The 13,222-nt window shown below is 60.6% G+C and carries 15 protein-coding genes; 12 read left to right on the top strand and 3 right to left on the bottom strand.

Translation table 11 applies throughout. The features are described from left to right. Nucleotides 1–48: 48 nt before the first annotated feature. The 12 genes from V476_RS16250 (at nt 49) to V476_RS16195 (ending at nt 10,267) form a co-directional block, all read left to right on the top strand. Nucleotides 49–1,317: an OprD family porin gene (locus V476_RS16250; RefSeq protein WP_024959452.1), complete on the top strand. Its 1,269-nt coding sequence runs from the start codon at nt 49–51 to the stop codon at nt 1,315–1,317. 179 nt (nt 1,318–1,496) lie between these two features. Beyond that, the gene (locus V476_RS16245) at nt 1,497–2,324 is read left to right on the top strand and encodes an NAD-dependent epimerase/dehydratase family protein (protein WP_003346007.1); all 828 of its coding nucleotides are present in this window, start codon (nt 1,497–1,499) and stop codon (nt 2,322–2,324) included. 42 nt (nt 2,325–2,366) lie between these two features. Next, nucleotides 2,367–3,251 (top strand): glucurono-1,5-lactonase, encoded by an 885-nt coding sequence (locus V476_RS16240; protein ID WP_024959451.1) that lies wholly within the window; start codon nt 2,367–2,369, stop codon nt 3,249–3,251. A gap of 57 nt (nt 3,252–3,308) precedes the next feature. Then, a complete protein-coding gene (locus tag V476_RS16235) occupies nt 3,309–4,334 on the top strand; it encodes a TRAP transporter substrate-binding protein (RefSeq protein WP_024959450.1) in 1,026 nt (341 codons plus the stop codon). A 63-nt stretch (nt 4,335–4,397) separates the two neighbouring features. Continuing rightward, complete coding sequence (locus tag V476_RS16230) at nt 4,398–4,925, top strand: TRAP transporter small permease (protein ID WP_004389991.1); 528 nt, start codon at nt 4,398–4,400, stop codon at nt 4,923–4,925. Continuing rightward, nucleotides 4,926–6,206 (top strand): TRAP transporter large permease, encoded by a 1,281-nt coding sequence (locus tag V476_RS16225; RefSeq protein ID WP_024959449.1) that lies wholly within the window; start codon nt 4,926–4,928, stop codon nt 6,204–6,206. An 84-nt stretch (nt 6,207–6,290) separates the two neighbouring features. Beyond that, nucleotides 6,291–7,262, top strand: a complete 972-nt coding sequence (locus V476_RS16220; protein ID WP_024959448.1) for an EamA family transporter — start codon at nt 6,291–6,293, stop codon at nt 7,260–7,262. Further along, nucleotides 7,237–8,118: an aldose 1-epimerase gene (locus V476_RS16215; RefSeq protein ID WP_024959447.1), complete on the top strand. Its 882-nt coding sequence runs from the start codon at nt 7,237–7,239 to the stop codon at nt 8,116–8,118. The genes V476_RS16220 and V476_RS16215 overlap by 26 nt, the downstream gene beginning before the upstream one ends. Before the next feature lie 115 nt (nt 8,119–8,233). Further along, the gene (gene vapB, locus V476_RS16210) at nt 8,234–8,464 is read left to right on the top strand and encodes a type II toxin-antitoxin system VapB family antitoxin (protein ID WP_003421652.1); all 231 of its coding nucleotides are present in this window, start codon (nt 8,234–8,236) and stop codon (nt 8,462–8,464) included. Continuing rightward, nucleotides 8,464–8,868 carry a type II toxin-antitoxin system tRNA(fMet)-specific endonuclease VapC gene (gene vapC / locus V476_RS16205; RefSeq protein ID WP_024959446.1) on the top strand — a complete coding sequence of 135 codons (405 nt, stop codon included), beginning with the start codon at nt 8,464–8,466 and terminating at the stop codon, nt 8,866–8,868. Before vapB ends, vapC begins: the two co-directional genes overlap by 1 nt. 224 nt (nt 8,869–9,092) lie before the next feature. Then, nucleotides 9,093–9,605, top strand: coding sequence for a sigma-70 family RNA polymerase sigma factor (locus V476_RS16200; RefSeq protein WP_003345995.1), 513 nt, complete (start codon nt 9,093–9,095; stop codon nt 9,603–9,605). Next, nucleotides 9,605–10,267, top strand: a complete 663-nt coding sequence (locus V476_RS16195; protein ID WP_024959445.1) for a ChrR family anti-sigma-E factor — start codon at nt 9,605–9,607, stop codon at nt 10,265–10,267. Before V476_RS16200 ends, V476_RS16195 begins: the two co-directional genes overlap by 1 nt. Before the next feature lie 22 nt (nt 10,268–10,289). Here the strand turns inward: V476_RS16195 and V476_RS16190 are convergent, their stop codons facing one another. From V476_RS16190 to V476_RS16180, 3 genes are all read right to left on the bottom strand, one after another. Further along, complete coding sequence (locus V476_RS16190; protein WP_004402530.1) at nt 10,290–11,546, bottom strand: 3-phosphoshikimate 1-carboxyvinyltransferase; 1,257 nt, start codon at nt 11,544–11,546, stop codon at nt 10,290–10,292. Between the two features lie 96 nt (nt 11,547–11,642). Then, complete coding sequence (locus tag V476_RS16185) at nt 11,643–12,125, bottom strand: PAS domain-containing protein (RefSeq protein WP_003345989.1); 483 nt, start codon at nt 12,123–12,125, stop codon at nt 11,643–11,645. 3 nt (nt 12,126–12,128) lie between these two features. After that, the gene (locus tag V476_RS16180; protein ID WP_004419200.1) at nt 12,129–13,133 is read right to left on the bottom strand and encodes a response regulator; all 1,005 of its coding nucleotides are present in this window, start codon (nt 13,131–13,133) and stop codon (nt 12,129–12,131) included. Between the last annotated feature and the right edge of the window lie 89 nt (nt 13,134–13,222).

Below are 13,222 nucleotides of genomic sequence, written 5' to 3'. Positions count from 1 at the left end.
GCGGCCAGGAAAGGGGACGGTTTCACTAAACAAGGGAGCACAACAATAATGACATCTCACACTACCCGCTCACGCATCCTGCTGGGCGTCGGCGGCATGACGCTGATTTTCCCGATGCTCGGCATGGCCGAGGGTTTCGTCGACGACACCAAGGCCACGCTCAACCTGCGTAATGCCTACTTCAACCGCAACTTCACCAACCCGGCTTTCCCGAACAGTGCGGCCCCACAGAACAAGGCCGAGGAATGGACGCAAAGCTTCATTCTCGACGCCAAGTCGGGCTTCACCCAGGGTGTGGTGGGTTTCGGGGTTGACGTGCTGGGCCTGTATTCGCTCAAGCTCGATGGCGGCAAGGGTACGGGTGGCACTCAGTTGCTGCCGATCCACAGCGACGGTCGTCCGGCCGATGATTTCGGGCGTCTGGGCGTGGCGGGCAAGGCGCGGATTTCCAAGACCGAACTGAAGGTCGGCGAGTGGATGCCGGTGCTGCCGATCCTGCGCTCCGATGACGGTCGTTCGTTGCCGCAGACGTTTCGCGGCGGCCAGGTCACCTCCAAGGAAATCGACGGCCTGACGCTGTACGGCGGGCAATTCCGCGGCAACAGCCCACGCAACGATGCGAGCATGGAAGACATGTCGCTGAACGGGCGAGGCGCATTCACCTCGGATCGCTTCAACTTCGGCGGCGGCGAGTACGTCTTCAACGACAAGCGCACTCAGGTAGGCGTCTGGTACTCGGAACTGCAGGACATCTACCAACAGCAATTCTTCAACCTGCTGCACAGCCAGCCGCTCGGCGACTGGACCCTGGGCGCGAACCTGGGTTACTTCATCGGCAAGGAAGACGGCAACAAACTGGCCGGCGATCTGGATAACAAGACGGCCTACGCGCTGCTCTCTGCCCGCTACGGCGGCAGCACCTTCTATGTCGGTCTGCAGAAGCTGACGGGCGACACGGCGTGGATGCGCGTCAACGGCACCAGTGGCGGTACGCTGGCCAACGACAGTTACAACTCCAGCTACGACAACGCCAAAGAGAAATCCTGGCAGCTGCGTCATGACTACAACTTCGCGACGCTGGGCTTACCCGGTCTGACCCTGATGAACCGCTACATCAGCGGCGACAATGTACACACCGGCAACATCACTGACGGCAAGGAGTGGGGTCGGGAGTCTGAACTGGCCTATACCGTACAAAGCGGTGCGCTGAAGAATCTGAACGTCAAATGGCGCAACTCCAGCCTGCGTCGTGATTTCAGCACCAACGAATTCGACGAGAACCGCGTGTTCGCCAGCTACCCTATTTCGTTGCTCTGAAACCGGTGGTAGAGCCTGTCGGCAGCGGCAGGTTTTGCCTTGTTACAAATGTATCCGGCCAAGTGCGTGCCCAGCCCGTTTTTAGACCTTGGCCGCGTTGACAATCAGCGTATGCGGTGCCGATAATCCGGCAAGTCATACGACAACAGATGACAAAAATAACAATCGGGACTTCTCTCATGGCATCGGCTCATACCACTCAAACTCCCTTCAATCGCCTCCTGCTGACCGGCGCGGCAGGTGGCCTGGGCAAGGTATTGCGCGAAACACTGCGCCCTTACACCAACGTGCTGCGGCTTTCCGACATTGCCGAAATGGCGCCCGCTGTCGACGACCGTGAAGAAGTTCAGGTCTGCGACCTGGCCGACAAGGATGCCGTACACCAGTTGGTAGAAGGCGTCGACGCGATCGTGCATTTCGGCGGTGTATCGGTCGAGCGACCGTTCGAGGAGATCCTCGGCGCCAATATCTGCGGCGTGTTCCACATCTACGAAGCCGCCCGCCGGCACGGCGTGAAACGCGTGATCTTCGCCAGCTCCAACCACGTGATCGGTTTCTATAAGCAGACCGAGACCATCGACGCGCACTCCCCTCGCCGCCCGGACAGCTACTACGGTCTGTCCAAGTCCTACGGCGAAGACATGGCCAGCTTCTACTTCGATCGCTACGGCATCGAAACCGTGAGCATCCGCATTGGCTCGTCGTTTGCCGAACCGCAAAACCGCCGAATGATGAGCACCTGGCTGAGCTTTGCTGACCTGACCCAGTTGATCGAGCGCTCGCTGTACACGCCAGACGTGGGCCATACCGTGGTCTACGGCGTCTCGGACAACAAGACCGTCTGGTGGGACAACCGCCTGGCCAGCAAACTGGACTACACCCCGAAAGACAGCTCGGAAGTTTTTCGCGAGAAGGTCGAAGCACAGCCTCTGCCGGCAGCCGATGACCCGGCAATGCTGTACCAGGGCGGAGCCTTTGTGGCGTCAGGACCGTTCGGCGACCAATAAGCAGCGCTTTCCTCTCGCAGCACTCTGGAGACACGAACCGTCATGGATGCCGAACTGATTGTCGATGCACAGAACGCCACCGGCGAAAGCCCGGTCTGGAGCGTGCGTGATCAAGCGTTGTACTGGGTGGATATTCCCAAGGGCGAGTTGCATCGCTGGGATTTCAAGCAGAACAGCACACGCAGTTGGAAAGCGCCGCAAATGCTTGCCTGTATCGCCGCCGATAGCCGGGGCGGCTGGGTGGCGGGGATGGAGAACGGAATCTTTCATTTGCAGCCCTGCGAAGATGGCAGCCTGATCAGCACGCTTCTGGCCAGCGTCGAACACGCGCAGGCTGGCATGCGCTTCAATGACGGCCGCTGCGACCGACAGGGTCGTTTCTGGGCGGGTACCATGTTCATGGACATGGCCGCCGGTGCGAGGGTGGGGGCGTTATATCGCTACAGCGCCAGCCAGACCACGCTGGACGCGCAGCTCAAGGATTTCATCGTCCCCAACGGCCTGGCGTTCAGCCCCGACGGCAAGACCATGTACCTGTCCGACTCGCACCCCAGCGTGCAGCAGATCTGGGCGTTCGATTACGACACTGACAGCGGCACGCCGCGCAATCGCCGCCTGTTCGTCGACATGAACCAATACCTGGGTCGTCCCGACGGCGCGGCGATCGACACCGACGGCTGCTACTGGATCTGTGGCAACGACGAAGGTCTGGTTCATCGCTTCACCCCCGCCGGCAAACTCGACCACTCTCTGGTCGTGCCGGTGAAAAAGCCAGCCATGTGCGCCTTTGGCGGCCCTAACCTGGACACCCTGTTCGTGACGTCCATCCGCCCAGGTGGCGACATCGGCGATCAGCCGCTAGCCGGTGGCGTATTCGCCCTGCGACCTGGCGTCCAGGGCCTGGAGGAACCCACGTTTCAGGGCTGACAGCGCCCTACCGAAAATCCCGTAGCTCGACCAAAAATAACAAAATCGGAGATATCCATGGATTTCAAACGCACGCTTCTCATCGCAGCACTTCCGCTGGCCTTCTGTGTGTCAGGCATGGCCCAGGCAGACGTCAAAATCAAATTCGCCGAGGTTCACCCTGCTGGTTATGCGCCGGTCGTGGCAGAGCAGAACATGGGCAAGAAACTCGAAGAACAGTCCAAGGGCGAGATCAGTTTCAAGATGTACGCAGGCGGTGTGCTCGGCTCCGAGAAGGAGGTCGTCGAGCAGGTTCAGAGCGGCGCCGTGCAGATGACCCGCGTCAGCCTCGGCATCGTCGGCCCGGTAGTGCCGGACGTCAACGTCTTCAACCTGCCGTTCGTGTTCCGTGATCAGGCGCACATGCGCACCATCATCGATGGCGAGATCGGTCAGGAAATCCTCGACAAGATCACCAACTCCGAATTCAACATGGTCGCCCTGGCCTGGATGGATGGCGGCACCCGCAACCTGTACACCAAGAAGCCGGTACGCCAGATTTCCGACCTCAAAGGCATGAAAATCCGCGTTCAGGGCAACCCGGTGTTCATCGAAACCATCAACGACATGGGCGGCAACGGCATCGCCATGGCCACCGGCGAGATCTTCAGCGCCCTGCAGACCGGCGTCATTGACGGTGCGGAAAACAACCCGCCGACGTATTTCCAGCACAACCACTACCAGAACGCCAAGTTCTTCACCATGACCGAACACCTGATTCTGCCCGAGCCCATCGTGATGTCGAAAACCACGTGGCAAAAGCTCAATCCCGAGCAGCAGGCGCTGGTGAAAAAGCTGGCGCGTGAAGCGCAGATGGAAGAACGCGTGCTCTGGGACAAGTCGTCGGCCGAAGCCGAGACCAAGCTCAAGGCTGCTGGCGTGGAGTTCATCACGCTGACGCCTGAGCAGAAGAAAGCCTTCTACGACGCGACCCAGCCGGTACGCGACAAATTCGGCGCGCCTTACAAGGATCTGATCAGCCGCATCGAAGCGGTCCAGACCAATCCTGCACTGGCGGCGAGCACCCCCCAAGCGGCCCAATAAGCCTGTCCCGATCAAGCAGCGGGAACGAGCTGCAGCTCGTTCGCCGCCGCAGTGGTGAGCCTTATGAAAAATACGCTATTGCGCATCAACGACACGCTCTATCGGGTCTGCATCGGCATTGCCGGTCTGTCGGTGTTGATCATGACCCTGATCATCCCCTGGGGCATCTTTGCCCGCTACATACTTGGCAGCGGCTCCAGCTGGCCGGAACCCACCGCCATCCTGCTGATGGTGGTGTTTACCTTCTTCGGCGCAGCGGCCAGTTACCGTGCAGGTGCGCACATGGCCGTGTCGATGGCCGTGGACCGCATGCCGCTGCAGGTGCGCAGAGTCGCCAGTGTGGTGGTGCAGATTCTGATGGCGATCGTCGCCCTGTTCATGATCTTCAAGGGCTTCAAGCTGTGCGCCACCACCTGGAATCAATTCGTCGGCGAACTGCCGTTTCTGCGTGTCGGCATCTCTTATCTGCCGATTCCCCTCGGCGGCCTCGTAACCCTGGTCTTCGTCCTGGAAAGGTTATTGCTGGGTGACCAGAGTCATCGCGCGGTCATGCGTTTCGACGTTATTGAAGAAAGCGAAGGTGCCGCATAAATGGACGCTTTTATACTGTTGGGCAGCTTTATTGCGTTGATCCTGATCGGCATGCCGGTGGCCTACGCGCTGGGCCTTTCAGCCCTGATCGGTGCCTGGTGGATCGACATCCCGGCCGATGCACTGATGATCCAGATTGCGGGTGGCGTGAACAAATTCTCGCTGTTGGCGATTCCGTTCTTCGTGCTGGCCGGTGCGATCATGGCCGAAGGCGGCATGTCGCGACGCCTGGTCGCCTTTGCCGCGGTGCTAGTGGGCTTCGTGCGGGGCGGCCTGTCGCTGGTCAATATCGTGGCTTCGACCTTCTTCGGCGCGATTTCGGGTTCCTCGGTGGCCGACACGGCCTCGGTGGGCTCGGTGCTGATCCCGGAAATGGAACGCAACGGCTACCCGCGGGACTTCTCGACGGCAGTGACCGTCAGCGGCTCGGTGCAGGCGCTGCTGACGCCACCCAGTCACAACTCGGTGCTCTATTCGCTGGCGGCAGGTGGCACGGTGTCGATCGCGTCGCTGTTCATGGCCGGCATCCTCCCGGGCCTGCTGCTCAGCGCAGTGATGATGGGCCTGTGCATGATCTTCGCGCGCAGGCGCAATTATCCCAAGGGTGAAGTTATCCCACTGCGCCAGGCACTGAAAATTGCCGGTGAAGCGCTTTGGGGCATGATGGCCATGGTCATTATTCTCGGCGGCATTCTGTCGGGGATTTTCACGGCCACCGAGTCGGCGGCCATTGCCGTGCTCTGGTCGTTCTTCGTCACCATGTTCATCTACCGCGATTACAAATGGCGCGATCTGCCCAAACTGATGCACCGGGCGGCACGCACCATTTCCATCGTGATGATCCTGATCGGTTTTGCCGCCAGCTTCGGTTACATCCTGACGCTGATGGAAATCCCGATGAAGATCACCACCGCGTTCCTGACCCTGTCGGACAACCGCTACGTGATCCTGATGTGCATCAACGTGATGTTGCTGCTGCTCGGCACGGTCATGGACATGGCGCCGCTGATTCTGATCCTGACCCCGATTCTGTTGCCGGTCATCGTTGGCGTCGGTATCGATCCGGTGCACTTTGGCATGATCATGCTGGTCAATCTGGGGATCGGGCTGATTACCCCGCCAGTGGGCGCGGTGCTGTTTGTCGGTGCCGCGGTGGGTAAAGTCACCATCGAAGCCACGGTAAAAGCACTGGTGCCGTTCTATGTCGCGCTGTTCCTGGTGCTGATGCTGGTGACCTACATTCCTGCCATCTCGTTGTGGCTGCCGAGCGTCGTGCTCTGACGTCTCCCGTTGCAAGGCTGCCGGAGCGCTTGAAAGCGCTCCGGCATGCACCTCTGTTATCCAGCCAAGGAGGCTGGTTTGCGTATGTCCGCCCCTACCCTGTTTCCGCGCCACATCGCCGTGCTGATCCTCGCGCTGCTGGCCTGCTCGTTTGCCGGCAACCACATCGCGGCACGCATTGCCTTCGATCATGACACCGGCCTGCTGCTGGCTATTCTCTGTCGCTCCGGTGGGACCTTGCTGGTGCTGACCAGTCTGGTGCTCTGGCAGCGTGAAAGGCTCAGTCTGCCCGCCAGCACCTGGCGCTGGCAGCTGCTTCTGGGGTTGCTGATCGCCACTCAGAGCTTTTGCATCTACTCGGCGGTGGCGCGTATTCCGGTGGCTCTGGCCTTGCTGGTGGTCAATGTCTCGCCGATCCTGCTGGCGTTGCTGACCTGGGCGCTGGGCGGTGCCCGGCCAACGCGGCGTGCCGCAGGCCTGATGGGCCTGATTCTGTTTGGCCTGACGCTGGCGCTGGACGTGCCACAGCGCCTGTCGAACCCCGGCAGCAGCGAGCCGCAATGGCTGGAAGGTGTCGCCTACGCATCGACTGCTGCGGTGGTGTTCGCCTTTGCGCTGTGGATTACCGATAACAAACTGGCGGGCATGCGCGGCAGCGTGCGCAGCATGCTGACCATGGCCGTGGTGTTCGTCGTCGCGGCCATCGCCGGCAGCAGCGGCGTGCTGCCCGGCGGCGTGGGTCTGCCGACGAGTTCTGTCGGCTGGACCGCACTGGCCAGCCTGGTGGTTTTGTACGGGCTGGGTTTCTCGCTGCTGTTCATCTGCATGGCACGGCTGGACATCGCCCGCCACGCGCCAGTGATGAACATCGAACCGGTAGCGAGCCTGCTGTTTGGCTGGCTGATTCTCGATCAATTGCTCAGCAGCGGTCAGGTGGTCGGCGGGCTGATCGTCGTCAGCGGTATCGTGCTGTTGACCTGGCGTCGCGCCCAGTCGCCTGACTCTCAATCATCCAGAAAGGCTTTGAAGCATGTCCACGAACGTACTGACCCTTGAAGATGGCCTGACCCGTCTGACACTGGCCCCCGGCATCGGCGGCAGTATCGTCAACTGGACCGTCCTGGCCAGCGGGCAACCGCTGCTGCGCCCAAGTGACGAACAGGCTCTGGCGGCCGGGACGCCCCGTCGGCTGGCCTGCTATCCGCTGGCGCCGTGGTCGAACCGGATCGGCAACGGCGGTTTCGAGACACCAGACGGCTGGCTGGCTCTGGAGCCAAACAGCGCCAACGACCCGCTGCCGATCCATGGCAGCGCCTGGCAGCAAACATGGACCGTCATCGAACAGAGCGCAGAGCAGGTCTGCCTGCAACTCGACAGCCAGACGCCCTTCGCCTACCGCGCGCACCTGCGCTACACCCTGCGTGGGGGCACGCTGAGCATCGAACTGACCACCACCCATCAGGGCAGCCGCGCCGTCTGGCACGGGCTGGGCCTGCACCCGTACTTGCCGCGCACCTCCCACACTCGCTTGCAGGCCAAGGCTGCGCAGGTCTGGCTGTGCGACGAAGCCGGTTTGCCCAGCGCCTTGCAGGACCTGCCCGCCGAGTGGGACTTCCGTCACGGCAACGCTTTGCCCGACACACGTCTGGACAACGGTTTCACCGGCTGGGATGGCCAGAGCATCATCAGCCAGCCGGATCTGGGCTACGAATTGCACTGCCAGGCCACCGGCAGCGAATACTTTCTGGTGTTTTGCCCGCCGGGGCTGGATTTCTTTTGCTTCGAGCCGGTGAGCCACCCGGTCAACGCCCATCATTTGCCAGGACGGCCGGGGTTGAAGCTGTTGCGGCAGGGGGAGTCAGTGACGCTGGAGTTCAGTCTTCGTTACAAAGACCTGAAGCGGGGGTCATGAATAAGTGTCCTGGTGCCTCATTTCAAGTTACAGAACGGGCCGGGATATCCCGTTGACATATCCCAAAAAAACATATTCTTATTCATCCGATACATCAGCCAAGGATGAATCACTCATGGAACAATCCACAGTCTTCAAAAGCAATCGAAGCCAGGCTGTCCGACTGCCAAAAGCGGTGGCCTTGCCCGACGACGTGAAACGTGTCGATGTCGTAGCCGTGGGCAGAACCCGCATTATTTCCCCCGCTGGTGAAATGTGGAACAGCTGGTTCGATGGTGAAAGTGTCAGTGATGATTTCATGGCAGAGCGCGGACAACCAGCCGAACAGCAGCGCGAATCGCTCTGATGCTCAAGTACATGCTTGACACCAACATTTGCATTTTCACTATAAAGAACAAGCCAACTTCGGTGCGTGAAGCCTTCAACCTCCATCACGGACAGCTATGTATCAGCGCGATCACGTTGATGGAGCTTGTCTACGGCGCAGAAAAGTCTTTGAGCCCTGAAAGAAACCTTGCCGTTGTAGAGGGTTTCACAGCGCGTCTTGAAGTGCTCCCTTACGACAGCGACGCTGCGGCTCATACCGGCATGATCAGAGCCGAACTGGCTAGATCGGGCACACCGATCGACCCGTACGATCAAATGATTGCAGGGCACGCCCGCTCTCTAGGCCTGGTGGTGATCACTAATAATCAGCGTCAATTCCGACGCGTCGAGGGGCTGAGGGTAGAAGACTGGGTAAGCCAGTAACGCCGTCCATAAACGCAACATCTGCCACATCCTTCGCAACAGCCCCCCTGTGATCCACTCCCCATCCCGCTACGTAACACCTATGCATCGCGAACCAAACCCACACAATGGTGATCAGAAGGTGGATCATGCGCATAACTGCCAGTCTCAGGACCTTCTGTCACTTGTCCCCCTCTCACAGCGAATCGACAATCACCCGACTTTGGATCGATGAAGTCACCGCCGTGGCCCGCCAGAGGGACCGCGACAGCTTCATGCGCATTTACGATCACTTCGCTCCGCGCCTGTTGCGCTACCTCACCGGGCTGAATGTGCCAGAAGGTCAGGCCGAAGAGTTGGTGCAGGAGGTGCTGCTCAAACTGTGGCACAAGGCCGATTCGTTCGACCCGGCCAAGGCCAGCCTGGGGACATGGTTGTTTCGCATCGCACGCAACCTGTACATCGACAGTGTGCGCAAGGACCGTGGCTGGGTGCAGGTGCAGAACTCACTGGAACAACTCGAGCGTCTGGAAGCTCCGGTAGATCGAACACTCGATTACAGCCAGCGCCAGGAGCAACAACTCAACATCGCCATCCAGAACCTGCCCGCCGATCAGGCCCGAGTGTTGCGAATGTCGTATTTCGAAGCGCTCAGTCACCGGGAGATTTCCGAACGCCTGGGTATGCCGCTCGGCACGGTGAAGTCCTGCCTGCGACTGGCGTTTCAAAAATTGCGCTCGCGGATAGAGGAATCATGATGGGTCCACAACATCATCCGGACGACGCCACGCTGGTCAGTTATGCCGCAGGGGCGCTGTCGCAGGTCATCTCGTTAGTCACTGCCGCGCATCTGGAGCGCTGCGCCGAGTGCCGGGCGCGGCTCAGGCAGGCCGAGGCGATTGGCGGTGTGTTGATGCAGCAGCACACCAGCAGTGTGGTGCCGCTCAAGGGTAGATCGGCCATGCTGGCGCGGCTTGACGAGCAGCAAGCGGGGCTCGTGCCTGCCCTGCACTCGATGCCGGCGGCCAATCAGGACCCGGACCTGATGCCGGTCTGCATGCAGGCGCATTTTGGTCGACACCTGAGTACGTTGAAGTGGAAGACCCTGATCCCCGGCGTACAACGAGTACGCGCCGAAGGCATCGAACAGGGCAACCTGATGCTGCTGAAGATCGCCCCCGGCGTGAGCATGCCGGTCCACACCCACGAAAGCGGCGAGATGACCATGGTCCTCAAGGGTGCGTATTACGACGTACAGGGAGAGTTCGGACTCAACGATGTGGCCGACCTGGACAGCCATATCCATCACCAGCCCATCGCCTACCCTGACCGGGAATGCATTTGCGTACTGGCCACTGAATCGAAGCTGCGTTTTCAGGGACTGCTGGCGCGGATGATGCAGCCGTTTTTCGGGATTTGAAAAACGGCCGCTGCGCCTGCGGTCAACGCTGAACGGTGACGCCCAATGAGGCCAGCGCATCCCAGTAGCCCGGGTAGGTCTTGCCGACGCAATCAGGGTCGAGAATGCGGATGCCGGCGATCTTCAGGCCCGCCAGCGCAAAGCACATGGCGATACGATGGTCGGAGTGGGTGTCGATCAAGGCATCGACCGTAGTGCCTGCCAGCGCCGGGTTGGCGTTGACGATCAGATCGTCACCCTCTTCGACCGCCAGGCCGGGTGCGATGGCGCACAGGCCGTGGGACAGTGCCGAGATGCGGTCACACTCCTTGACCCGCAGGTTGGCGATGCCGACAAAGCGCACCGGTTGACGATTGAAGGCGGCCAGTACGGCCAGCGTCGGAATCGCGTCCTGCATCTGCGAACCGTCGATCACGGCCGGCATGTTCGGGAAGCTGGCGATGATCTGGCTGGCCAGCGCATCGGGCTGAGTGAACGCATCGCTGGCCACGCCCAGGTCGATAGCGCCCTCGGTCAGGGCCTGCGCAGCCCACAGGTAAGTGGCCGCCGAGGCATCCGGCTCGATGTGGAAATCCGTAGCGCGATAACCGCTAGCCGAGACTTTCCAGGCGGCGTCGCCGATGGCCTGAACCTCGGCACCGAACGCCTGCATCGCCGCCAGCGTGAGGTCGAGGTAACCACGCGCACCGATCTCGCTGCCTGTCAGTGCAACCTCCACAGGCCCCTTGCCACAGGCACCGGCCATCAGCAGTGCCGACACGTACTGGCTGGACAGGTTGCCGTCGATTTCGATACGACCGGCCTCAAGACCGCCCTTGCCCTTGATCGCCACCGGCGGGCAACCGCTGGGTGCGCTGACCTCCACGCCCATGCGCTGCAAGGCATCGACCAGCGGGCCGATCGGGCGCTTGCGCATGTATTCGTCGCCATCGACCACGAAGTCGCCTTCGAAGTTGGCCAGTGCCGCGGTCAGAAAGCGTGTCGCAGTTCCGGCATTGCCGAGGAACAGCGCCTGCTGTGGCGCCTGCCAATGCCCGCTGCTGGTGACCACGAAGGTGCTGTCATCCGGCTCGTCGACCTGCACGCCCATCAGTCGCAAGGCTTCGGACATCACGCGCGTGTCGTCACTCTTCAGCGCGCCGGTCAGGCGGCTGGTGCCTTTGGCCAGCCCGGCCAGCAACAATGCGCGGTTGGTGATCGACTTGGAGCCCGGCGGGCTGACACGCCCGACCAGCGGGCGCTCGACAGGCAAAACAGTGAGGGTGGCTTGAGGTCGCATGATGTCCCTGAGCGTCAGCGGAAAAATCGCGATCCTAGCACGAGCGGGATCAAGCCCGCAGTGCCGGTTTCATTCATCGCCGAGCCCGGGCGCGGGTCAGCTTTTCGCTGAGCCCGACAGTTGCTGCAGCTTGTCGTTGGCGGCCAGCAACTGATTGCGGTTGGCCGCCACGTCGGTGACGTCATAGATCACCAGACACACATGGCTGATCGCCCCGGTGGTCGAACGCAGCGGGAACAGGGTGGTGTTCTGATACATGAACTCCTCCTGCCCGGTAATCGGCTGATAGTTCTTGAAGCGCACCAGATACGGCCGCTGCTCCCAGATGGTGAACGCCGGCGTGCCGAGGGTCACGACATTGTCGATTTTCTTGCTGAACCACTTCGCGTTGACCTCCGGAAAAATCTCGAAAAAGGTCTTGTCGACTGCCACGTAGGGCACCACGCCGGAGCGGTTTTCCATGAAGGTATTCCAGACCGTCACGCGGTAGTTCAGGTCCAGCACCACGATGCCTACGTCAATGTTTTGCGTGACGGCCAGCAACCAATGAAGCTCGTTGATTTCAATAGCGTTGCTCATGGGTCAGCTCATCATGTAGGCGAGTTTTTTGGTAAGCAGCTCGACCGAATCTTCGGTGAACAGCATCAGCAGATCGAAATGCAGATTGTGGCCTTCCACGCTGTAACTGATTTCGACCGCCAGGGTCTTTTTCCAGCGCTGTTGATTGATGCGGATAAGCTCGTCGATGCCGCCCTGCGCACCCAGCAACTGTGGATGGCCCTGCGAAAAGGCAATGTCGATCTGTTCGGCAATGCCGCTCAGGCAGGCGCCGATCAGGATCGTGGACAGGTCGAGCAGCATCTCCATGTCGGAACTGTCGGAGTGATCGCCGCCCATCAGTTGCGAGATACCGGAAATTTCCGAGTCGTGGAAAATCAGCAACGCCTCACCTGCAATACCGCCACCGATGTAGCCCTGACACACCGCAGTCAGGCGCTGATCGCTGTGCGCATCGGCCAGCGCCATGTGCAGCTCGCCAACTTCAAGCATGTTGACGTTGGGCACCGGCAACTGCACGAACACACCCAGTACCTTGGCCAGCAACGCTGCTGCACGGCCCATGGCGACGTTGACGGTTTCGCGGAAGGCATCCTGAAAGCTGATCACCCCGCCCTTGTTGTTAAGAGCCGGCAGTGCAACCGGTGACGCCGCAGGCTTGCCCAGCAGGCCAAGGCGCTCCAGTGTGCTTTTCAGTTCGTCCGGGTCGGCAGGTTTTTTCAGAAACGCCAGCGCGCCCAGCTCCATGACCCGACGCACGGCTTCGTCCTGCACGTCGCCCGACACCACAATCACCTTGGCGTCGAGGTTTTCGGCCCGAATCGCCGTCAGCGTCTGGTAACCGTCCATCACCGGCATGGTCAGGTCGAGCAGGACCACCTGGCCCTGACCTTTACGAATCGCTTCCAGGCCTTCCTGCCCCTGGGTGGCCAGCGTGACCGACACATCCCAGTCTTCAGGTAGCGCTCGCAAAAGCTGCTTTCGCGCCATGTTCGAGTCATCGCATATCAATAGCGCAAGCGTGGACATCGTGTGGTTCTCACTGCAGGAAAATCAGGCTGACCACGGCGGACAGCACGTATACGTTTAGCGGCACCATCGGAAGCGACTGGCATCGA

The sequence above is a fragment of the Pseudomonas syringae KCTC 12500 genome (assembly GCF_000507185.2).
Lineage (GTDB): Bacteria > Pseudomonadota > Gammaproteobacteria > Pseudomonadales > Pseudomonadaceae > Aquipseudomonas > Aquipseudomonas syringae.
Note: the sequence above shows the minus strand (reverse complement) of the source record. Positions and strands in the feature narration are given on the sequence as shown.